Source organism: Pseudomonas sp. A6 (genome assembly GCF_052367875.1).
GTDB classification, from domain to species: domain Bacteria; phylum Pseudomonadota; class Gammaproteobacteria; order Pseudomonadales; family Pseudomonadaceae; genus Pseudomonas; species Pseudomonas citronellolis.
Window position 1 is genome coordinate 6815675 of the sequence record NZ_CP198970.1, and the last position, 20706, is coordinate 6836380.

Annotated in this window: 19 protein-coding genes; 11 read left to right on the forward strand and 8 right to left on the reverse strand. The window is 66.8% G+C overall.

All coding sequences use genetic code 11. The features are described from left to right. Nucleotides 1–294: 294 nt before the first annotated feature. Together glnA and ACTWJ5_RS29925 are read left to right on the forward strand one after the other, a co-directional pair. Nucleotides 295–1704, forward strand: coding sequence for a glutamate--ammonia ligase (gene glnA / locus ACTWJ5_RS29920; protein WP_074980078.1), 1410 nt, complete (start codon nucleotides 295–297; stop codon nucleotides 1702–1704). A 435-nt stretch (nucleotides 1705–2139) separates the two neighbouring features. After that, nucleotides 2140–4365, forward strand: coding sequence for a mechanosensitive ion channel family protein (locus ACTWJ5_RS29925; protein WP_444439683.1), 2226 nt, complete (start codon nucleotides 2140–2142; stop codon nucleotides 4363–4365). A gap of 15 nt (nucleotides 4366–4380) precedes the next feature. On the opposite strand, the gene ACTWJ5_RS29930 is transcribed toward ACTWJ5_RS29925, so the two are convergent. Beyond that, entirely contained in the window at nucleotides 4381–5151 is a 771-nt protein-coding gene (locus tag ACTWJ5_RS29930) for a hypothetical protein (protein WP_074980084.1), read from the reverse strand. 335 nt (nucleotides 5152–5486) lie between these two features. On the opposite strand from ACTWJ5_RS29930, the gene ACTWJ5_RS29935 reads away from it, so the two are divergent. From ACTWJ5_RS29935 to ntrC, 4 genes are all read left to right on the forward strand, one after another. After that, nucleotides 5487–6032, forward strand: a complete 546-nt coding sequence (locus ACTWJ5_RS29935; protein WP_253392101.1) for a DUF4124 domain-containing protein — start codon at nucleotides 5487–5489, stop codon at nucleotides 6030–6032. Beyond that, nucleotides 6032–6586, forward strand: a complete 555-nt coding sequence (locus ACTWJ5_RS29940; protein ID WP_444437093.1) for a DUF4124 domain-containing protein — start codon at nucleotides 6032–6034, stop codon at nucleotides 6584–6586. The genes ACTWJ5_RS29935 and ACTWJ5_RS29940 overlap by 1 nt, the downstream gene beginning before the upstream one ends. A gap of 230 nt (nucleotides 6587–6816) precedes the next feature. Continuing rightward, on the forward strand, nucleotides 6817–7899 hold the full coding sequence (gene glnL / locus ACTWJ5_RS29945; protein ID WP_074980092.1) for a nitrogen regulation protein NR(II): 1083 nt from the start codon (nucleotides 6817–6819) through the stop codon (nucleotides 7897–7899). Beyond that, nucleotides 7896–9326, forward strand: a complete 1431-nt coding sequence (gene ntrC / locus ACTWJ5_RS29950; RefSeq protein WP_074980095.1) for a two-component system response regulator NtrC — start codon at nucleotides 7896–7898, stop codon at nucleotides 9324–9326. Before glnL ends, ntrC begins: the two co-directional genes overlap by 4 nt. A gap of 387 nt (nucleotides 9327–9713) precedes the next feature. Here ntrC and trmL read toward each other — a convergent pair whose 3' ends face one another. Further along, entirely contained in the window at nucleotides 9714–10175 is a 462-nt protein-coding gene (gene trmL / locus ACTWJ5_RS29955) for a tRNA (uridine(34)/cytosine(34)/5-carboxymethylaminomethyluridine(34)-2'-O)-methyltransferase TrmL (RefSeq protein ID WP_261747423.1), read from the reverse strand. 52 nt (nucleotides 10176–10227) lie between these two features. Here trmL and ACTWJ5_RS29960 point away from each other — a divergent pair, with 52 nt between their 5' ends. Further along, nucleotides 10228–10623, forward strand: coding sequence for a hypothetical protein (locus tag ACTWJ5_RS29960; protein WP_444437094.1), 396 nt, complete (start codon nucleotides 10228–10230; stop codon nucleotides 10621–10623). A 717-nt stretch (nucleotides 10624–11340) separates the two neighbouring features. Here ACTWJ5_RS29960 and secB read toward each other — a convergent pair. The 3 genes from secB to ACTWJ5_RS29975 are packed head-to-tail and all read right to left on the reverse strand — an operon-like array spanning nucleotide 11341 to nucleotide 12545. Then, nucleotides 11341–11826, reverse strand: a complete 486-nt coding sequence (gene secB / locus ACTWJ5_RS29965; RefSeq protein WP_009613819.1) for a protein-export chaperone SecB — start codon at nucleotides 11824–11826, stop codon at nucleotides 11341–11343. Nucleotides 11827–11866: 40 nt separating this feature from the next. Continuing rightward, nucleotides 11867–12121: a glutaredoxin 3 gene (gene grxC / locus ACTWJ5_RS29970; protein WP_009613820.1), complete on the reverse strand. Its 255-nt coding sequence runs from the start codon at nucleotides 12119–12121 to the stop codon at nucleotides 11867–11869. Nucleotide 12122: 1 nt separating this feature from the next. Further along, entirely contained in the window at nucleotides 12123–12545 is a 423-nt protein-coding gene (locus tag ACTWJ5_RS29975; RefSeq protein WP_058070782.1) for a rhodanese-like domain-containing protein, read from the reverse strand. A gap of 145 nt (nucleotides 12546–12690) precedes the next feature. On the opposite strand from ACTWJ5_RS29975, the gene gpmI reads away from it, so the two are divergent. From gpmI to ACTWJ5_RS29995, 4 genes are all read left to right on the forward strand, one after another. Continuing rightward, on the forward strand, nucleotides 12691–14226 hold the full coding sequence (gene gpmI, locus ACTWJ5_RS29980) for a 2,3-bisphosphoglycerate-independent phosphoglycerate mutase (RefSeq protein ID WP_444437095.1): 1536 nt from the start codon (nucleotides 12691–12693) through the stop codon (nucleotides 14224–14226). Between the two features lie 107 nt (nucleotides 14227–14333). Then, nucleotides 14334–15620, forward strand: coding sequence for a murein hydrolase activator EnvC family protein (locus ACTWJ5_RS29985; RefSeq protein WP_444437096.1), 1287 nt, complete (start codon nucleotides 14334–14336; stop codon nucleotides 15618–15620). Nucleotides 15621–15647: 27 nt separating this feature from the next. Then, a complete protein-coding gene (locus ACTWJ5_RS29990) occupies nucleotides 15648–16952 on the forward strand; it encodes a S41 family peptidase (RefSeq protein ID WP_444437097.1) in 1305 nt (434 codons plus the stop codon). Between the two features lie 3 nt (nucleotides 16953–16955). Then, nucleotides 16956–17714 (forward strand): divergent polysaccharide deacetylase family protein, encoded by a 759-nt coding sequence (locus tag ACTWJ5_RS29995; RefSeq protein ID WP_116425083.1) that lies wholly within the window; start codon nucleotides 16956–16958, stop codon nucleotides 17712–17714. Between the two features lie 352 nt (nucleotides 17715–18066). On the opposite strand, the gene ACTWJ5_RS30000 is transcribed toward ACTWJ5_RS29995, so the two are convergent. From ACTWJ5_RS30000 to hisF, 3 genes are all read right to left on the reverse strand, one after another. Beyond that, nucleotides 18067–18825 carry a substrate-binding periplasmic protein gene (locus ACTWJ5_RS30000; RefSeq protein ID WP_043269104.1) on the reverse strand — a complete coding sequence of 253 codons (759 nt, stop codon included), beginning with the start codon at nucleotides 18823–18825 and terminating at the stop codon, nucleotides 18067–18069. A 148-nt stretch (nucleotides 18826–18973) separates the two neighbouring features. After that, the gene (locus ACTWJ5_RS30005) at nucleotides 18974–19720 is read right to left on the reverse strand and encodes a substrate-binding periplasmic protein (protein WP_116425084.1); all 747 of its coding nucleotides are present in this window, start codon (nucleotides 19718–19720) and stop codon (nucleotides 18974–18976) included. Nucleotides 19721–19903: 183 nt separating this feature from the next. Further along, entirely contained in the window at nucleotides 19904–20674 is a 771-nt protein-coding gene (gene hisF / locus ACTWJ5_RS30010) for an imidazole glycerol phosphate synthase subunit HisF (protein WP_009613829.1), read from the reverse strand. Nucleotides 20675–20706 lie beyond the last annotated feature (32 nt).

Here is a 20706-nt window from a genome sequence, read left to right on the forward strand (position 1 = left end):
GGCGGAATTATACCTGAAATTGCTCAAGACTTGAGCAGTCGAGCGCAGATTCTTTTTGGTGCACCAAAATGGATGCACGCACCATTGCGTAGCACCAAATCGGTGCAACAATTCCGTCATTCGCGCCAGCTACCGTACGCAAAGCCCTGTAGCGCGGGGCTCTGTCCAAAATCGGGCACTGGCACGCTACTTGCTCTCTTGTGAGGCAGGTTGCCCTGGCGGAGTATTCCGGCCGGCATCACCCGATACTGGGGCACAGAAAGCTCCCAGCTCTAATCCCTCCTGGAGGACAGCATGTCGTACAAGTCGCACCAACTGATCAAAGACCATGACGTGAAGTGGGTAGACCTGCGCTTCACCGATACCAAAGGCAAGCAGCAGCACGTCACCATGCCGGCCCGCGACGCGCTGGACGATGACTTCTTCGAAGCCGGCAAGATGTTCGACGGCTCCTCCATCGCCGGCTGGAAAGGCATCGAAGCCTCCGACATGATCCTGCTGCCGGACGACAGCACCGCCGTGCTGGACCCGTTCACCGAAGAGCCGACCCTGATCCTGGTGTGCGACATCATCGAGCCGAGCACCATGCAAGGCTACGAGCGCGACCCGCGCAACATCGCCAAGCGCGCCGAGGAATACCTGAAGTCCACCGGCATCGGCGATACCGTCTTCGTCGGCCCGGAGCCGGAGTTCTTCATCTTCGACGAAGTGAAGTTCAAGTCCGACATCTCCGGCTCGATGTTCAAGATCTTCTCCGAGCAGGCTTCCTGGAACACCGACGCCGACATCGAGTCGGGCAACAAGGGCCACCGTCCGGGCGTGAAGGGCGGCTACTTCCCGGTACCGCCGGTCGACCACGACCACGAAATCCGTACCGCTATGTGCAACGCCCTGGAAGAGATGGGCCTGGTGGTCGAAGTTCACCACCACGAAGTCGCCACCGCCGGCCAGAACGAAATCGGTGTGAAGTTCAACACCCTGGTGGCCAAAGCCGACGAAGTCCAGACCCTGAAGTACTGCGTGCACAACGTCGCCGACGCCTACGGCAAGACCGTGACCTTCATGCCGAAGCCGCTGTACGGCGACAACGGCTCGGGCATGCACGTGCACATGTCCATCTCCAAGGATGGCAAGAACACCTTCGCTGGCGAAGGCTATGCCGGCCTGTCCGACACCGCCCTGTACTTCATCGGCGGCATCATCAAGCACGGCAAGGCCCTGAACGGCTTCACCAACCCGTCGACCAACTCCTACAAGCGTCTGGTCCCGGGCTTCGAAGCACCGGTCATGCTGGCCTACTCGGCCCGCAACCGTTCCGCCTCGATCCGTATCCCGTACGTCTCCAGCCCGAAAGCCCGCCGCATCGAAGCGCGCTTCCCGGACCCGGCGGCCAACCCCTACCTGGCCTTCGCCGCGCTGCTGATGGCCGGCCTGGACGGCATCCAGAACAAGATCCACCCCGGCGATGCCGCCGACAAGAACCTGTACGACCTGCCGCCGGAAGAGGCGAAGGAAATCCCGCAGGTTTGCGGCAGCCTGAAAGAGGCGCTGGAAGAACTCGACAAGGGCCGCGCGTTCCTGACCAAGGGCGGCGTGTTCACCGACGAGTTCATCGACGCCTACATCGAGCTGAAGTCCGAGGAAGAAATCAAGGTGCGCACCTTCGTGCACCCGCTGGAATACGACCTGTACTACAGCGTCTGATCCACGAATACCTATAAGTAGCGGCAACATTAAGGCCTCCTTCGGGAGGCCTTTTTTATTGGGTGTGTTTTATTGGGCGTGCGCAGGGTTGCTGCTTTTCGTAGGAGCGAGCTTGCTCGAGAACGGTGTTTGCCGGATACGCTGGCATCAGACCGACCTCCGCCCCCTCTCCCCAGCCCTCTCCCTGAAGGGAGAGGGGGCTTGTCCGTGCCGAGAAAGGACTTGGTGTCAGCCGGCTAATCGGTGCAAGCCGGCTAACACCAAAACATCAGCGCACTCCGAACGGTCCCCTCTCCCTTCAGGGAGAGGGTTAGGGAGAGGGCGCTCTTGAGGATGCACACCGCCCCCAACGACAGGACACCGTTCGCGAGCAAGCTCGCTCCTACAAAGCGAGCACCTCCCCTCCAATTCGGCTCAGCCCCCGGCATCTGTATGATGTGGCGAGTTTCGCCCTGCTCCGGAGTGCCATTCGTGACCGATCTTCTTCGCCGCTTCCTGCTGCTGTGCTGCCTCAGCCTGGGCCTGCTCCTCGCCGGGCCGGCGTCCGCCGCGCTGCCGAGCATCCCCGGCGTGACCGGGAGCGATGCCAAGGTCAGCGACGCCCAGTTGCAGCAGTCGCTGGACCAGGTGATCAAGACTCTGGAGAACGACCAGCAGCGCAGCGACCTGCTGAAGAAGCTCAAGCAGCTGCGCGACGCCACCAAGAAGGGCGCGGAGGACCAGAGCGGCGTGCTCGGCCTGCTCGGCGACACCCTGGGCAGCCTGGAGAAACGCTTCGAAGGCGCCAACAGCCCGACGCTGCGCTGGAGCGGCCTGTTCCAGCAGGCCGGCGTGGAGCTGCAGGAGCGCACGCCGTCCTGGCAGGAATGGCCGGGGATGATCCTCGACTTCTCCCTGGTGATCCTCCTCTGGGCCTGCCTGGCCCTGGGCCTGCGCTGGCTGGCGCGACGCATGCGCGAGCGCTTCGGCCTGGCCGACGAGCTGCCGCAGCACCCCAAGACCCGCGACCTGCTGCTGTTCGCCCTGCGCAAGCTGGGGCCCTGGCTGGTGGCCTTCCTGATCACCGTGTACCTCTCCGTGGTGCTGCCCAGCTCCCTGGGCAAGCTGCTGGCCATGGTGATCGCCTACGTGCTGGTGTGCGGCACGCTGTTCTCCGCGCTCTGCGTGATCTCCCTGTCGCTGCTCGGCGGCCCGCACCGCACGCGCGCCCTGGACATCCTGCGGCGCCGCGCCTTCCGTCCGCTGTGGCTGATCGGCAGCCTGGCAGCCCTCGGCGAGGTGATGCACGACCCGCGGGTGACCGACAGCCTCGGGCAGAACACCGCCCTGACCGTGGGCTCGCTGGCGAACATCTGCGCCGCGCTGTTCACCGCCCTGTTCGTCCTGCAGTTCCGCCGGCCCATCGCCCACCTGATCCGCAACCAGCCGCTGGAGCGCCGCCTCAAGCGCCGCAGCCTGCACGAACTGGTGGAGCTGGTCGGCTCGCTGTGGTACGTGCCGGTCCTGCTGCTGGTGGGCATCTCGCTGTTCGCCACCGTGGTCACCGCCGGCGACAGCAGCTACGCCCTGCGCCGGGCCCTGCTGTGCGCGCTGATCGCGGTGGTGGCGATGACCGTCAACGGCCTGATCCGCCGTGCCCACCTGCGCTCGGCGCAACGCAGCAGCCGGCGCAGCGCGCCCTACATCGAGCAGTTGCAGAACTTCGGCTACACCCTGCTGCACCTGGCCACCCTGCTGGTGTTCCTGGAAGTGGGCCTGCGCGTCTGGGGCATGTCGCTGATCGGCTTCGCCGAGGGCGACGGCTCGCAGATCAGCCTCAAGCTGATCAGCTTCGGCAGCACCCTGCTGGTGGCCTGGCTGATCTGGATCCTCACCGACACCGCGGTGCAGCACAGCCTCGGCCTGGGCGGGAAGAACCGCGCCAACACCCGCGCGCTGACCATGCTGCCGCTGATCCGCAACGTGCTGTTCATCACCATCGCGGTGATCGCGCTGATAGTCGCGCTGGCCAACATGGGCATGAACGTCACGCCGCTGCTGGCCGGCGCCGGCGTCATCGGCCTGGCCATCGGCTTCGGCGCGCAGTCGCTGGTGGCCGACCTGATCACCGGGCTGTTCATCATCATCGAGGACTCGCTGTCGATCGACGACTACGTCGACGTCGGCGGCCACCTGGGCACGGTCGAGGGCCTGACCATCCGCACCGTGCGCCTGCGCGACCTGGACGGCGTGGTGCACACCATCCCGTTCAGCGAGATCAAGAGCATCAAGAACTACTCGCGGCAGTTCGGCTACGCCATGTTCCGCTGGCCGGTGCCGGCGAGCATGCCGATCGACGACGCCCTGGCGCTGGTGAAGGATGTGGCCGGCGAGCTGCGCAACGACCGCAGCATCAACCGGGCGATCTGGTCGCCGCTGGAAATGCAGGGCGTCGAGAGCTTCGACAACGGCCAGGCGATCCTGCGCTTCCGCTTCAAGACCGCGCCGATCCGCCAGTGGGAAGTGCAGCGCGCCTTCAACCTGCGCCTGCGCCAGAAGCTGGACAAGGCCGGGCTGGAACTGGCCATGCCGCGCCTGAACGTGCAGCTCTCACGCATGCGCAAGCCGCGCGAGGAAGACGGCCCGCAAGGCCACGCCGAGCCCGCCGACGGCGGCATCTGAGGCCGCCGGCGCGGTTCAGACCGGCTCGCGCGGGGCCTCGGCGCCGGCCCGGGCGTTGACCTGGGCGCCCTTCTCGGCCGTCACCTGGCCATAGACCTTGCAGCCCTCGTTGATCCGCACCCGCTCGGCGTTGATGCTGGTCGGCGAGCCCTGCGCGCCGACCACGCAATCGCGCCCCAGGCTGACGCTGCGCCCGGCGCTCAGCGGCCCGGCGACGCGCGAACGGCGGCCGACGCGCACCGACCCCCGGGCCAGAATGGCGCCGGCCACTTCCGCGCCTTCGTCCATCCACACGCCACCCTCGACCCGCACCGAGCCGAGCACGCGGGAATAGCGGCCGAGGTACAGGTCGCCGCGCACCAGCAGGTCGCCCTCCAGGCAGCCGCCGGCGGCCACGCGGTACTCGCCCTCCTCGACCTGGCGCCGGCCGCTGCCGGCAGCGACGATCCCGGTCGGCGTGCGCGAACAGTCGCCGAAGCGGATCTCGCCCGCACAGATGCGCCAGAACTGCAGCGGCGGGCGGATGCGCACCAGCCCCTCCACCACCAATGGCCCGTGCAGGCAGCGATCGGCCGGGTGCAGGCCCAGCGGCAGGTATAGCAGGTTGTTCGGCGCCGTGCTGGCCTGCGGCTTCGGCAACGACGGCGGCTCGGGCAGTTCGCAGGCGTGCCAGGTGGCCGCGGCGGCGCCGGCCGGCACGCTGGCGGTGCTGACGACGGGCAGCGGCAACAGGCGCGGCAAGGCCACCAGCAGCAGGGCAATGAACAGCGGCAGCAGGAGGGTCATGCTCGGCGCCTCCCGCTGAAGGGGCCGGCCCGCAGGCGGCGTGGCGAAGGGATGGACATGGCGTTCACTCCGGGCGCCCCGGCGAAGGGGCGCGCGTACGATTCGGTGCGCCTATCTCAAGCCATGCCCCGGGAAATACCCTTGACATTTGTCAGAAAACGCAGAGATCAACAACGAAACCACGCTAGATATCAAATAAGTTCGACAAAAGCAGCAGCACTCCGTCGGCTGCGCACTGTTAACTCCCGCGCAAACCCGGCGGCGTGATGGCGTTTCACTTGCCACCCGTCGGCGCCGATGCAAGGCTTAGCCCATTGTCTTCCGGGAGATCACGCATGCGCGTGCCAGTCCTCTGCCTGCTGCTCGCCCTGGCCGTGCCGGCCAGCGCGCAGATCTACAAGTACACCGACGCCAACGGCAAGACGGTGTTCACCAACCAGCCGCCCAGCGGCGTGAGCGCCAAGCCGGTGGAACTGCCGCCGACCAACACCGTGGGCGCGCAGCCGCCCGGCGCGCCCATGGGCAGTGGCGATGGCGAGCAGCGCCAGGCCCGCTACGCCATCCTGGCCATCACCGGGCTGCCCGACGAGGAGGCCCTGCGCGCCAACAACGGCAACTTCGACATCGAGGTGGCCATCCAGCCGCAACTGGCCATGGGCGACCGCCTGCAACTGCGCCTGGACGGCCAGCCCTACGGCGCGCCCAGCAGCTCCACGCGCTTCAGCCTGAACAACCTCGAACGCGGCGACCACAGCCTCTCGGTGGACGTGGTGCAGGGCGACCGCGTGCTGCAATCCAGTGCGCCGGTCAGCTTCACCCTGCAGCGCATCAGCACCAACAGCCCGGCGCGCGTCAGGCCCATGCCGAGGAGCGGCAACTGATGAAACGCCCGCTGCTGCTCGGCCTGCTTCTGCTGGCGGCGTTCCAGGTCAGCGCCGAGGTCTATACCTACATCGACAAGGACGGCAACCGCGTCTTCACCGACCAGCCCAAGCGCAGCAACGCCCAGCGCCTGAACCTGGCGCCGCCCAACGGCATGCCGAACATGCCCCCGCCACTGTACGCGCCCGCCGCCTCGGCCCTGCCGCCGCAACCGCCGCAATACCAGGTGCTGCGCATCCTGGTGCCCGAGCCCGACGCCACCGTCCGCGCCAACAACGGCGAGCTGATCGTCACCGTCTCCAGCGACCCCAACCTGCTGCCCGGGCACAGCTACCGGCTGTTCCTCGACGGCGTTCCGGTGGGCGAGCCAAGCCGCAGCCCGGTGTTCCCCCTGCACAACCTCGATCGCGGCACTCACCAGCTGTCGGTGGAGATCCTCGACCAGCGCGGCCAGACCCTGGAACAGACGCCCAACCAGCCGTTCCACATGAAGCGCGTATCGGTCGCCGAAAGCGACGCCGGCGAGCGGCCCGCCCTGGCATCGCGCCCCTGAACCCAGCGAATTTTCGCACGCCCTCTTAAGAAGCCTTCCCTGAAGATGCGCACCACATTGGTGCGCGCGCCTGCACCACTTTCTATACTCTCCCCATTTCGGGTCACGCTGACGGCCCGTTTTCCTTGAGGAAATGCCACGAGTCGGCGCAGATCGCGGCCTGGCGCGTCTTTTCGGGGCTTGGTTTGCTTTTTGCATTTTCCTGCCCAACCTTGGAACGCTTGTCCGCCATGCCTACAGAAACCCAGCTCAGACTGTTGCTCGACAACCTCACAACGGCGGTGATCCTGCTCAACGCCGAACTGCGCCTGGAGTACATGAACCCGGCCGCCGAGATGCTCCTGGCGGTCAGCGGCCAACGTAGCCACGGGCAGTTCATCAGCGAGCTGTTCACCGAATCCCAGGAGGCCCTGCAGTCGCTGCGCCAGGCGGTGGAGGAAGCGCACCCGTTCACCAAGCGCGAAGCCACGCTGACCTCGCTCACCGGCCAGAGCATCACCGTCGACTACGCGGTGACGCCCATCCTCAACCGCCGCGAGACCCTGCTGCTGCTGGAAGTGCACCCGCGCGACCGGCTGATGCGCATCACCAAGGAAGAGGCCCAGCTGTCCAAGCAGGAGACCACCAAGCTGCTGGTGCGCGGCCTGGCCCACGAGATCAAGAACCCCCTGGGCGGCATCCGCGGCGCGGCCCAGCTGCTGTCCCGCGAGCTGCCGGACGAAGCGCTCAAGGACTACACCAACGTCATCATCGAGGAAGCCGACCGCCTGCGGAACCTGGTGGACCGCATGCTCGGCTCGAACAAGCTGCCGCAACTGCGGGTAACCAACATCCACGAGGTGCTGGAGCACGTCTGCAGCCTGGTGGGCGCCGAGACCCAGGGCAGCATCCCGCTGATCCGCGACTACGACCCGAGCATTCCCGACCTGCTGCTCGACCGCGAGCAGATGATCCAGGCGGTGCTCAACATCGTGCGCAACGCCATGCAGGCCGTCACCGCGCACAACGAATTGCGCCTGGGCCGCATCACCCTGCGCACCCGCACCCTGCGCCAGTTCACCATCGGCCACACGCGCCACCGCCTGGTGTGCAAGGTGGAAATCATCGACAACGGCCCGGGCATCCCGGCCGAGCTGCAGGACACCATCTTCTACCCCATGGTCAGCGGCCGCCCGGACGGCACCGGGCTGGGCCTGGCCATCACCCAGAACATCATCAGCCAGCACCAGGGGCTGGTCGAATGCGAGAGCCACCCCGGCCACACCGTATTCAGTCTGTTCCTGCCCCTGGAACAAGGAGTGCACCACCCATGAGCCGTTCAGAGACCGTCTGGATCGTCGACGACGACCGCTCCATCCGCTGGGTACTGGAAAAAGCCCTGCAACAGGAAGGCATGACCACCGTCAGCTTCGAGAACGCCGACAGCGTCATCCACCGCCTCGGCCGGCAGCAGCCGGACGTGATCATCTCGGACATCCGCATGCCCGGCTCCAGCGGCCTCGACCTGCTGGCGCAGATCCGCGAGCTGCACCCGCGCCTGCCGGTGATCATCATGACCGCGCATTCGGACCTGGACAGCGCGGTGGCCTCCTACCAGGGCGGCGCCTTCGAATACCTGCCCAAGCCGTTCGACGTCGACGAGGCCGTGTCCCTGGTCAAGCGCGCCAACCAGCACGCCCAGGAGCAGCAAGGCCTGGAGGCGCCGGCCAACCAGGCGCGCACCCCGGAGATCATCGGCGAGGCGCCGGCGATGCAGGAGGTGTTCCGCGCCATCGGCCGCCTCAGCCATTCCAACATCACCGTGCTGATCAACGGCGAGTCGGGCACCGGCAAGGAACTGGTCGCCCACGCCCTGCACCGCCACAGCCCGCGCGCGGCCGAGCCGTTCATCGCGCTGAACATGGCGGCGATCCCCAAGGACCTGATGGAGTCCGAGCTGTTCGGCCACGAGAAGGGCGCCTTCACCGGCGCCGCCGCGCAACGCCGCGGGCGCTTCGAGCAGGCCGACGGCGGCACCCTGTTCCTCGACGAGATCGGCGACATGCCGGCCGACACCCAGACGCGCCTGCTGCGCGTGCTGGCCGACGGCGAGTTCTACCGCGTCGGCGGCCACACCCCGGTGAAGGTCGACGTGCGCATCATCGCCGCGACGCACCAGAACCTGGAAAACCTGGTGCGCGAGGGCAAGTTCCGCGAGGACCTGTTCCACCGCCTGAACGTCATCCGCATCCACATCCCGCGCCTGGCCGACCGCCGCGAGGACATCCCGGCGCTGGCCCGGCACTTCCTCGCCCGCGCCGCGCAAGAGCTGGCGGTGGAGCCCAAGCTGCTCAAGCCCGAGACCGAGGACTACCTGAAGAACCTCGGCTGGCCGGGCAACGTGCGCCAGCTGGAGAACACCTGCCGCTGGATCACGGTGATGGCCTCCGGCCGCGAGGTACACATCGACGACCTGCCGCCGGAGCTGCTGACCCAGCCCCAGGACAGCCTGCCGGCGGCCAACTGGGAGCAGGCCTTGCGCCAGTGGGCCGACCAGGCCCTGGGCCGCGGCCAGTCGAGCCTGCTGGACAGCGCCGTGCCGGCCTTCGAGCGGATCATGATCGAGACCGCCCTGAAGCACACCGCCGGCCGCCGCCGCGACGCCGCCGTGCTGCTGGGCTGGGGAAGGAATACCTTGACGCGCAAGATCAAGGAACTGGGCATGAAAGTGGACGGCCCGGACGACGAAGGCGACGACTGAAACGTCAGCGCCTTTCGCAAGGGGCCTTCGGGCCCCTTTTTCGTCCTCACGCGGGGAACAGGGTTATCCACAGCCACATATGGTAGGCCTGGCAGAGAGCGAGCCAATCGCGGACGGAGTCCGCTCCTACGCCCGTGCTTCCTGGAACCGTAGGAGCGGACTCCGTCCGCGATGCTCTATCCACACAAACTGTGGATAACCCTGTGCACAGTCCGGGGATCGATCCCCCCGCAGCCCAGGCCCCGCGCCCCTCACAGCCCCGACTGAATTCTGTGCAGGATTTCCCACGTTGCCCACAACCGCTGTGCGCCCACCTGTGGACAACCTTGGGATGAATGGCTGCGGCGCAGGCCCCACGGGCCCTGCGCCGGATCGATCAATCGCTGCTCAGTCCATGGCGAAGCCGAGTTGACGCCAGGCTTCATAGACAGTCACGGCGACCGTGTTGGACAGGTTCAGGCTGCGGCTATCCGGGCGCATCGGCAGGCGCAGGCGCTGCTCCGGCGGCAAGGCGCTGCGCACCTCTTCCGGCAAGCCACGGCTTTCCGGGCCGAACAGAAAGGCGTCGCCACGCTGGTAGGCCACTTCGTGGAAGGCGTGGGAGCCCTTGGTGGTGAAGGCGAACAGGCGCGGGTGGCCGAGCTTCTCCAGGCATTCCTCCAGGCTCGCATAGCGCTGCACCGGGGCATATTCGTGATAATCCAGCCCGGCCCGGCGCAGGCGCTTGTCGTCCAGTTCGAAGCCCAGCGGCTCGATCAGGTGCAGGCTGCAGCCGGAATTGGCGCAGAGCCTGATAATGTTGCCGGTATTGGGTGGAATTTCCGGTTGGAAGAGGATGACGTGGAACATGCAGCGCTCCGGGCCTGAGGACGGCCGGCATTCTACTCCCGCGGCGGCGGATGTGCGGCCCCGGCCGTGGCTGCGGGTGTTTTCGGCGCTGGCCATCGGCGGTCTGATGATCGGCCTGATGCTCGGCCGCCTCACCGGGCCCACGCCGGGCGAGCCGCATCTGCTCGCCGTCCAGGCACAGGACGGCGTCCTGCTGCTGCGTTTCGACCAGAACGCCAGGGTCGAGGCCGGGCAGATCGAGGGCGCCCTGGCGCTGCGCGTGCGGGCAGCGGGCGCGGCCGCCGAGGGCCAGATGCGCCTGGACGGCCAACCCTTGCGCTGGCGCGTGGAAACCCGGGAGGGAGAACTGTGGATAACCCTGCTCTCCACCCGCCACCTGGGCGGTAGCTGGGACAGCGAGGAGAAGGACGGGGACTGGGTGCTGCGGGTTCATCCGCAATTGCGCTGAGGGGGCCGGCGGCCACCCTCGGGAAGAAAGAAGGGGATTCCCCGGCCTGCCTGAACCGAGGGCCCCGAAAGGGGCGGAGGCCGCATCGCGAACCTCCGGTGTAAAAAGGGGGTTTCCCCGGCCTGCCTGTACCAGGACCCCCGAACCGTTCACGCCTTCCACCGCATCGGGCCGCGGCGGCGCGCCTTGTGTAAAAGTGGGGTTTCCCCAGCCTGCCTGTACCGAGGCCCCCGAAATCGTTATTGGGACTATTGCAGGGGCTGTGCCAGTTTTGCCGACAGGTCGTATTTCCCACACGGCACAGCCATGCAGGCCAGTATTCATGGGGCTTTCAGCGAACGCCCCGGTGAACGTCCAGGCAGAAAAGGCATGGCCGAAATGCCCGCACAGGCTGGCCGAGAAGGCGCCTTGCTAGTGCACGCGCACCAAATTTGAACGCGCAGCGATGCTCTTCGTAGGAGCGAGGGGGACGCCTAGTTCTTGCTCGCGAACAAACGCGGTGCCATGCGGTTCGCGAGCAAGCTCGCTCCTACGAAAAGAACAGCCAGCCGGTAATTGTAGGAGCGCGCCCTGCGCGCGAATCGCGGGCAGAGCCCGCTCCTACATTGTTTTCTGGGTTCCCGCGAACGCGGGAACCCAATAGACGCGCGGAAGAACCGCCCTACGCCAGGCAAAAGAAAAGGCGCCCTTGGGCGCCTTTCTTCGCTACGACGGACCTTACTGGACCGAAGGAATCTCGCCGGAAGCCTGCAGGCGGGCGATTTCCTGGGCGTACAGGGCGTCGAAGTTCACCGGCGAGAGCATCAGCGCCGGGAACGAGCCGCGCACCACCAGGCTGTCCAGGGCTTCGCGGGCGTAGGGGAAGAGGATGTTCGGGCAGAAGGCGCCCAGGGTGTGGCTCATGCTGGAAGCGTCCAGGCCCTTGATCAGGAAGATGCCGGCCTGCTGCACTTCGACGATGAAGGCCACGTCGTCCTTGTTCTTCACGGTCACCGAAACGGTCAGCACCACTTCGTAGAAGTCGCCGTCGAGCTGCTTCTGGCGGGTGTTCAGGTCCATGCTGATCGCCGGCTGCCATTCCTGGCGGAAGATTTCCGGAGCCTTCGGCGCTTCGAAGGACAGGTCGCGGATGTAGATGCGCTGCAGGGAGAACTGCGGGCCGTTTTCTTGCTCGTTGGCGCCGTTGCTAGATTGCTCAGTCATTTCAGGACCTTCTTATGGCTCGTTTGCAGTAATAAGGGGATCACGCCGACAGCAGCGCATCCAGCTTGCCCGCGCGCTCCAGCGCGTACAGATCGTCGCAGCCGCCGACGTGGGTGCTGCCGATCCAGATTTGCGGTACCGAGGTACGGCCGGCCTTGCGGCTCATTTCGGCGCGCAGGTCGGGCTTGCCGTCCACGCCGATCTCCTCGTAGGCCACGCCCTTCTTGTCCAGCAGCGCCTTGGCGCGGATACAGTAGGGGCACCAGGCCGTGGTGTATATCAGAACCGCCTGCATCTCACTTCACCAGGGGCAGGTTGTCGCCGCGCCAGCTGCCGATGCCACCGCCCAGCTTGGCCACGTTGTAGCCGGCCTTCTTCAGCACGCCGCACCAGGTGCCCGAATGCTGGCCCATGGCGTCGACCACGATGATGGTCTTGGCCTTGTGCTTGTCCAGCTCGCTCATGCGGCTGTTCAGCTTGTCGGCGGGGATGTTCAGCGAACCGGAGATGTGGCCGCCGGAGAACTCCTTGCTCGGGCGGATGTCCAGTACGACACCCTGCTCGGCATTGACCAGCGCGGTCAGCTCGCGGGTCGACAGCGCGCGGCCGGCCTTGTTCAGCTCGTGCAGCGCGAGCAGGACCAGGAGCACCACCAGGGCGCCGACCAGCAGGTAGTGATGGGTGGCGAATTCGATCAGACGGGGAAGGAACGACGACATGGCGCAAGGCATCCACAGGTAAAAATGCCGGCCAGTATACACGCGCCCTCCTGACGGCTGAACCCTGCGAATCATGGCGCCCGTCGCCCCCAGACGGTAAAATGCCGATCCTTTTCTGACCCCCGTTTTGGAAAGAGCCGCACCTATGACTGCATCGCCCAAACCCCTGGTCCTGATCATCCTGGACGGCTTCGGCCATAGCGACAGCCCCGAGTACAACGCCATCTTCGCCGCGAAGAAGCCGAACCTCGACCGCCTGCTGGCCACCCAGCCGCACGGCCTGATCTCCGGCTCGGGCATGGACGTGGGCCTGCCGGACGGGCAGATGGGCAACTCCGAGGTCGGCCACATGAACCTCGGCGCCGGGCGCGTCGTCTACCAGGACTTCACCCGCGTGACCAAGGCCATCCGCGACGGCGAGTTCTTCGACAACCCGGTGCTGACCGGCGCGGTGGACAAGGCGGTGGGCGCCGGCAAGGCCGTGCACATCCTCGGCCTGCTTTCCGACGGCGGCGTGCACAGCCACCAGGACCACCTGATCGCCATGGCCGAACTGGCCGCCCAGCGTGGCGCGCAGAAAATCTACCTGCACGCCTTCCTCGACGGCCGCGACACCCCGCCCAAGAGCGCCGAGCCATCGCTGAAGCTGGTCGACGATGCCTTCGCCCGCATCGGCAAGGGCCGCACCGCCAGCATCATCGGCCGCTACTTCGCCATGGACCGCGACAACCGCTGGGACCGCGTCGAAGCCGCCTACAACCTGATCACCGAAGGCGCCGCCGAATTCACCGCCGACAACGCCGTGGCCGCGCTGCACGCCGCCTACGAGCGCGGCGAGAGCGACGAGTTCGTCAAGGCCACCCGCATCGGCGCACAGGTGCGCGTGGAGGACGGCGACGCCGTGGTCTTCATGAACTTCCGCGCCGACCGCGCCCGCGAGCTGTCGCGCGCCTTCGTCGAGCCGGGCTTCAAGGAATTCCCGCGCCAGCGTGAACTGCACCTGGCCGAGTACGTGATGCTCACCCAGTACTCGGCGAACATCCCGGCGCCCAGCGCGTTCAAGCCCGAGTCGCTGGACAACGTCCTCGGCGAATACCTGGCGAAGAACGGCAAGACCCAGCTGCGCATCGCCGAGACCGAGAAGTACGCCCACGTCACCTTCTTCTTCTCCGGCGGCCGCGAAGAGCCGTTCGAGGGCGAAGAACGCATCCTCATCCCCTCGCCGAAGGTCGCCACCTATGACCTGCAGCCGGAAATGAGCGCGCCGGAAGTCACCGACAGGATCGTCGAGGCCATCGAAAACCAGCGCTACGACGTCATCGTGGTCAACTACGCCAACGGCGACATGGTCGGCCACACCGGCGTGTTCGAGGCCGCGGTCAAGGCCGTGGAATGCCTGGACACCTGCGTCGGGCGCATCGCCGCGGCGCTGGACAAGGTCGGCGGCGAAGCCCTGATCACCGCCGACCACGGCAACGTCGAGCAGATGGAAGACGAGAGCACCGGCCAGGCGCACACCGCGCACACCTGCGAGCCGGTGCCCTTCATCTACGTCGGCAAGCGCAAGCTGAGCATCCGCGAAGGCGGCGTGCTGGCCGACGTGGCGCCGACCATGCTGACGCTGATGGGCCTGCCGGTGCCGGCCGAGATGACCGGCAAATCCATCGTCACCCTGGAGTAACCTTCGCGAGCTGCAGGCGGCGTGATGCTTTTCACGCGCCGCTTGCGGCTTGTAACGATTTTTTTATGCATACTAGGCCGACCTCGCCTCCAGGTGCCCGCCACCCCATGCATCGCGCCCTCTCCTCCCTGCTGCTGATCTGCCTGCTGAGCCCGCTGGCGGCCGTCGCCGACGATCGCGCCGACACCCAGAAGCAGATCGAGCGGACGCAGAAAGACATCGCCGAGCTGAAGAAGACCCTCAGCGGCATCCAGGAAGAGAAATCCGGGGTGCAGAAACAGCTCAAGTCCACCGAGACGCAGATGGGCGACTTGGAGAAGCAGGTCAAGACGCTGCAGGAGGAACTGGAGAAGAGCGAAAAGGAGCTCCAGCGCCTGGACGAGGAGAAAAAAAAACTCCAGGGCGCGCGCCTTGAACAGCAACGGCTGATCGGCATCCAGGCCCGCGCCGCGTACCAGAGCGGCCGCGAGGAATACCTCAAGCTGCTGCTGAACCAGGAACATCCCGAGAAGTTCAGCCGCACCCTCACCTACTACGAGTACATCAACCGCGCGCGCCTGGAACAGCTCAACGCCTTCAACGAGACCCTGCGCCAGCTGGAAAACGTCGAGCGCGACATCACCGCGCAGAAGAGCCAGCAACTGGCCCAGCAGCAGGACCTCGAGGCCCGCCGCCAGGAACTGGCCGAGGCGCGCAAGCAGCGCCAGGAAGCCCTGGCCAAGCTCAACAGCGACTACAGCGACAGCAACCGCAAGCTGCAGGACCGCCAGCAGGCCCAGGCCGAGCTGAACAAGGTGCTCAAGACCATCGAGGAAACCCTGGCCCGCCAGGCCCGCGAAGCCGAGGAAGCGCGCCAGCGCGCCCTGGCCGCCGAACGCGAGCGCGCCCGCCGCGAACGCGAGATGGCCAGCAGCGACAGCAGCGCGAAGCCCAAGGCCCGCGCGGACTACAGCGGCCCGCTGGTGTCCAGCGGCGCCGGCTTCGGCGGCGCCTTCGACGCCACCCGCGGCAAACTGCCCTGGCCGGTCAACGGCCGCATCCTGGCGCGCTTCGGCAGCCCGCGCGGCGACGACCCGCGCGCCACCTGGGATGGCGTGCTGATCGGCGCCAGCGCAGGCGCCACGGTACGCGCCGTGCATGGTGGACGGGTGGTGTTCGCCGACTGGCTGCGCGGCGCCGGGCTACTGGTTATCCTCGACCACGGTGGTGGATACCTGAGCCTTTATGGTCATAATCAGAGTCTTCTGAAAGGCGCCGGGGACACGGTCAAGGCCGGGGATCCCATCGCTACCGTCGGCACCAGCGGCGGGCAGGACACTCCGGCGGTGTATTTCGCCATTCGTCATCAGGGCCGCCCGACGGACCCCACTACCTGGTGCCGCACGCAAGGATAAGCAGCGGACACGCCTTAGGAGCCAAACATGTCGCATCGCTTCCGTCTCATCACCCTGGCCCTGCTGCTCGGTATCGGGGCGGCCCAGGCCGCCGAGACACCGCCCGCCGCGTCCGCTGCGGCCAGCGGCAAGGAGGCGCCGCTGCCGCTGGACGAACTGCGGACCTTCGCCGAGGTCCTGGACCGGGTGAAGGCCGCCTACGTCGAGCCGGTGGACGACAAGACCCTGCTGGAGAACGCCATCAAGGGCATGCTCAGCAACCTCGACCCGCATTCGGCCTACCTGGACCCGGAAGAATTCGCCGAGCTGCAGGAAAGCACCAGCGGCGAGTTCGGCGGCCTGGGCATCGAGGTGGGCACCGAGGACGGCTTCATCAAGGTGGTCTCGCCGATCGACGACACCCCGGCGGCCGCGGCCGGCATCCAGCCCGGCGACCTGATCGTGCAGATCGACGGCAAGCCGACCAAGGGCCAGTCGATGAACGAGGCGGTGGACAGCATGCGCGGCAAGCCCGGCTCGTCCATCACCCTGACCATCGTGCGCAGCGGCGGCCGGCCGTTCGACGTCACCCTCAAGCGCGCCATCATCAAGGTCAAGAGCGTCAAGACCCAGCTGCTGGAGCCGAACTACGGCTACCTGCGCATCACCCAGTTCCAGGTCAACACCGGCGACGAGGTGGTCAAGGCCCTGGCGCAGCTGAAGAAGGACAACAAGGGCAAGCTCAAGGGCCTGGTCCTGGACCTGCGCAACAACCCCGGCGGCGTGCTGCAGTCCGCGGTGGAAGTGGCCGACGCCTTCCTCACCAAGGGCCTGATCGTCTACACCAAGGGCCGCATCGCCAACTCCGAGCTGCGCTTCTCCGCCGACCCGGCCGACCCCAGCGAGGGCGTGCAGCTGGTGGTGCTGATCAACGGCGGCACCGCCTCGGCGGCGGAAATCGTTTCCGGCGCCCTGCAGGACCAGAAACGCGCCATCCTCATGGGCACAGACAGCTTCGGCAAGGGCTCGGTGCAGACCGTGCTGCCGCTGAACAACGACCGCGCCCTGAAGCTGACCACCGCGCTCTACTACACCCCCAACGGCCGCTCCATCCAGGCCCAGGGCATAGTCCCGGACATCGAGGTGGAACGCGCCAAGGTGACCCGCGAGCAGAGCGACTTCGAAGGCTTCAAGGAAGCCGACCTGCAGGGCCACCTGGCCAACGGCAACGGCGGCAAGGACCGTCCGACGCAGTCGGGCAAGGCACCCCAGGCCGCCCCGCAGGACAGCGACTTCCAGCTGAGCCAGGCCCTCAGCCTGCTGAAGGGGCTCAGCGTCAGCCGCGGCAACTGACCGGTGCGCCGGGCACGGCTGCTGTTCGGCCTGTGCCTGGCCGCCCTGTTCGGCCAGGCACAGGCCAAGCCGCTGCTGAGCGTGGTGATCGACGACCTCGGGCAGAACCTGGCACGCGACCGCCAGGTGTTCGAACTACCGGCGGCAGTGGCCCTGGCGATCATGCCGGACACCCCGCACGCCGCCGAACTGGCCCGCGAAGCCCACCAGCGCGGGCGTACCCTGATCCTGCACCTGCCGATGGACCCGGCCGGCGGCCCCTACGCCTGGCGCCCCGGCCTGCCACAGGCGGAGCTCGCCCGCCGCCTGGACGCGGCGCTGGCCGCGGTGCCCTACGTGCAAGGCGTGAACAACCACGAAGGCAGCCGCATGACCGCCGACCGCGCCGGCATGGACCTGCTGATGGGCACCCTGCAGGAACGCCACCTGTTCTTCCTCGACAGCCGCACCAGCGCCGCCACCGTGGCCGCCGCTGAAGCACAGAAGCGCGGCCTGGCCAGCCTGTCCCGCGACGTATTCCTCGACGACCAGCCGGATGAAGACAGCATCGCCCGCCAGTTGCAGAGCGGCGTGGCCCTGGCGCGCAAGCAGGGCTCGGCGCTGCTGATCGGCCACCCGCGCCCGGCCACCCTGCGGGTGCTGCTGCGCGAACTGCCGAAGCTGAAGGCGGCGGGCATCGAACTGGTGAAGCCCGACCTGCTGATCGCCGAACGCGGCAACCGCGCCATGGCGGCGCATGGCAAGGATGGCGTCTACCGCTGAGCCACCCGCTCGCCGGCCGCACCCAGGCGCTTTGTAGGATGGGTGGAGCGAAGCGATACCCATCGCCGTGCCCGGCTTTGCCGACAGAATCGCGGACGGAGTCCGCTCCTACGTTGCAGGAGGGCCCGGCTTTTCGCAGGAGCGAGCTTGCTCGCGAACAAACGCGCTGCCATGCGGTTCGCGAGCGAGCTCGCTCCTACGAAGAGCACCCCGGTGCAGCCTGCAGGACAGCTTCGCCAACACCTGTAGGAGCGCGCCCTGCGCGCGATCGCGGGCAGGGCCCGCTCCTACAATCGTGCATCCTCAGAACCGTAGCGCGGGCGCAGGAGCGGACTCTGTCCGCGATCCGGCCTCAGAGGTAATTGTTGGTAACCTCGTCCACATACCCCTCGGCGCGCATCTGGTCCAGGGCCTTCTGCAGGCGCTCGACCACCTCGTCCGGGGTGTCCTTGTTCAGCGCCAGGTACAGCTGCGCCTCGTTGAAGCGCAGCACCGTCTGCAGGCCGCTGACGCCCTCCTGCTTGGCCAGGTAGCGGCCCACCGGGTCGGTGGTGGCCCAGAGGTCGATCTGCCCGGTCATCAGCTTCTTCACGTTCTCCTGGTCACGCAGGGCGTTGATCACCGGGATGCCCTGGCTCTCCAGCGCCTGGCTGACGGCGTCATTCTTGTAGGCGCCGAGCTTGTACTTGCCGGCCTCCTTGACGTCCTTCAGCGCGGTGATCTTGCTGCCCGGCGGGGCCAGCACCACCCAGCCGGTCTTCGCCAGCGGGCCCACCCACTTGAACAGCGGCACCCGCTCGGGGGTATAGGTGGTGGAGAACAGGCCGTAGCCGGCGCGGTCCAGGGTCAGCTTGTACAGCCGGTCCCAGGGGAAGCGCAGGCTGAGGGTGTAGCCGATGCCGGCGCGCTTGAACATCTCGCGGACGATGTCCGCGCTGATGCCGTCGATGCCTTCGTCGCGGGCGAAGTTCTTGTCGTCCACCGCCATGTTGAACGGCGGGAAGTTCTCCGTCAGCAGCACCACCTTGTAGTCGGCGGGCAAGTCGGCGCGGGCCGTGGCGGCCCCCAGCAGCAGGCCGATGAACAGCCCGCAGGTCTTGAGTTTCAGCATGGTCATACCGCTCGCTTGGTTATCGTTATGGCTAGCGGCATCCCTGCATCGTGGACGCGATTCCCGTCCTGTACACCATCCCTGGCACAGCTCCGGCCGTGGCCGGCAACGCAGCGCGGCGCCGCTCCCCTCGAGCGGCGCCGGCGGATCACAGGTAGCTGTTCAGTACATCGTCGACGAAGCCTTCGGCGCGCATCTTGTCCAGCGCGGCCTGCAGCTTCTGCACCACTTCGTCGGGGGTTTCCTTGTTCAGCGCCAGGTACAACTGGTCGCTGTTGAAGCGCAGCACCGTCTTCAGGCCGCTGACGCCGACCTGCTTGGCCAGGTAGCGCCCGGCCGGGTCGCCGCTGGCCCAGAGATCGATCTCGCCCTTCTGCAGCTTGCCGGCGTTCTCCTGGTCGCGCAGCACCAGCGCCGGCTCGAAGCCGTGATCGGCGAGGTACTCGGCCATGGCGTCGCCCTTGTAGGCGCCCACCCGGTACTTCTTCGCCTCGTCCAGGCTCTTCAGGGCGATGGGGCTGTCGCCGCGGGCCAGCAGCACCCAGTCGTCCGGTCCGATGGGGCCGACCCACTTGAAGGCGCTTTCCCGCTCTGGCAGCCGCGCGGTGACGAAGACGCCGTAGTCCGGCTTCTCCAGCGCCAGCTTGTAGATGCGCTCCCAGGGGAAGCGCAGGGTCATGCTGTATTTGATGCCAGCGCGCTTGTACATCTCCCGGACGATGTCCACGGCGATGCCGTCGATGTTGTCTTCCTGGGCGAAGTTCTTGCCGTTGATGGCCATGTTGTAGGGTGGGAAGTTCTCCGTCAGCAGGACCATGCTGTAGTCCGGAGAAATTTCCGCATGCGCTGTGCCAGCCAACAGCAAGGAGCTGGCCAGCAGGAGGCGTTTCAGCATCGCAGAACATTCCTGGTTGTAAGCGAAGGCGCAGAGCTTACCGCAAGTTTGCCATCATTCGGCCTTGCATCTTTCAGACCGTGTCACGCCTTGTAGGAAACATCGCCAGAAAGCACAAGGCCCGGCCGCCATGAGCGGGCCGGGCCCTGTCGCAAGCTGCACGCCGGCAGTGCGGCGCGCCCTTCAGCGCACCACGATGCCGCGGCTGGCCAGGTAGGCCTTGGCCTCCGGCACGCTGTACTCGCCGAAGTGGAAGATGCTCGCCGCCAGCACCGCGTCGGCCTTGCCTTCGAGGATGCCGGCCGCCAGGTGCTCCAGGTTGCCGACGCCGCCGGAAGCGATCACCGGCACGTTCACCGCCTCGCTGATGGCGCGGGTCACGCCCAGGTCGTAGCCGCTCTTCACGCCGTCCTGGTCCATGCTGGTCAGGAGGATTTCGCCGGCGCCCAGGCCTTCCATCTTTTTCGCCCACTCCACCGCGTCCAGCCCGGTGGGCTTGCGTCCGCCGTGGGTGAAGATTTCCCAGCGCGGGGTTTCGCCCGGCGCCGAGACCTTCTTGGCGTCGATGGCAACCACGATGCACTGCGAGCCGAAGCGCGCGGCGGCTTCGCCGACGAACTCCGGAGTGAACACCGCGGCGGTGTTGATCGAGACCTTGTCCGCGCCGGCGTTGAGCAGGTTGCGGATGTCCTGCACGGTGCGCACGCCGCCGCCGACGGTCAGCGGGATGAACACCTGGCTGGCCATGCGCTCGACGGTGTGCAGCGTGGTGTCGCGGCCATCGACGCTGGCGGTGATGTCGAGGAAGGTGATCTCGTCGGCGCCCTGCTCGTCGTAGCGGCGGGCGATCTCCACCGGGTCACCGGCGTCGCGGATGTTCTCGAACTTGACGCCCTTGACCACGCGGCCGTTGTCCACGTCGAGGCAAGGGATGATGCGCTTAGCGAGGGCCATTCTGGTGTCTCCCAATCTTGAAATTCGCGGGA

Bases quoted from the DNA above. Each gene is read 5' to 3' on its own strand.
- grxC (WP_009613820.1), bottom strand. From the start codon at position 12,121: ATGCAGGCGGTTCTGATATACACCACGGCCTGGTGCCCCTACTGTATC.
- ntrC (WP_074980095.1), top strand. From the start codon at position 7,896: ATGAGCCGTTCAGAGACCGTCTGGATCGTCGACGACGACCGCTCCATC.
- glnL (WP_074980092.1), top strand. From the start codon at position 6,817: ATGCCTACAGAAACCCAGCTCAGACTGTTGCTCGACAACCTCACAACG.
- ACTWJ5_RS30005 (WP_116425084.1), bottom strand. From the start codon at position 19,720: ATGCTGAAACGCCTCCTGCTGGCCAGCTCCTTGCTGTTGGCTGGCACA.
- ACTWJ5_RS29990 (WP_444437097.1), top strand. From the start codon at position 15,648: ATGTCGCATCGCTTCCGTCTCATCACCCTGGCCCTGCTGCTCGGTATC.
- ACTWJ5_RS29925 (WP_444439683.1), top strand. From the start codon at position 2,140: ATGTGGCGAGTTTCGCCCTGCTCCGGAGTGCCATTCGTGACCGATCTT.
- gpmI (WP_444437095.1), top strand. From the start codon at position 12,691: ATGACTGCATCGCCCAAACCCCTGGTCCTGATCATCCTGGACGGCTTC.
- trmL (WP_261747423.1), bottom strand. From the start codon at position 10,175: ATGTTCCACGTCATCCTCTTCCAACCGGAAATTCCACCCAATACCGGC.
- ACTWJ5_RS29975 (WP_058070782.1), bottom strand. From the start codon at position 12,545: ATGTCGTCGTTCCTTCCCCGTCTGATCGAATTCGCCACCCATCACTAC.
- glnA (WP_074980078.1), top strand. From the start codon at position 295: ATGTCGTACAAGTCGCACCAACTGATCAAAGACCATGACGTGAAGTGG.
- secB (WP_009613819.1), bottom strand. From the start codon at position 11,826: ATGACTGAGCAATCTAGCAACGGCGCCAACGAGCAAGAAAACGGCCCG.
- ACTWJ5_RS29940 (WP_444437093.1), top strand. From the start codon at position 6,032: ATGAAACGCCCGCTGCTGCTCGGCCTGCTTCTGCTGGCGGCGTTCCAG.
- hisF (WP_009613829.1), bottom strand. From the start codon at position 20,674: ATGGCCCTCGCTAAGCGCATCATCCCTTGCCTCGACGTGGACAACGGC.
- ACTWJ5_RS29985 (WP_444437096.1), top strand. From the start codon at position 14,334: ATGCATCGCGCCCTCTCCTCCCTGCTGCTGATCTGCCTGCTGAGCCCG.
- ACTWJ5_RS29935 (WP_253392101.1), top strand. From the start codon at position 5,487: ATGCGCGTGCCAGTCCTCTGCCTGCTGCTCGCCCTGGCCGTGCCGGCC.
- ACTWJ5_RS29930 (WP_074980084.1), bottom strand. From the start codon at position 5,151: ATGACCCTCCTGCTGCCGCTGTTCATTGCCCTGCTGCTGGTGGCCTTG.
- ACTWJ5_RS30000 (WP_043269104.1), bottom strand. From the start codon at position 18,825: ATGCTGAAACTCAAGACCTGCGGGCTGTTCATCGGCCTGCTGCTGGGG.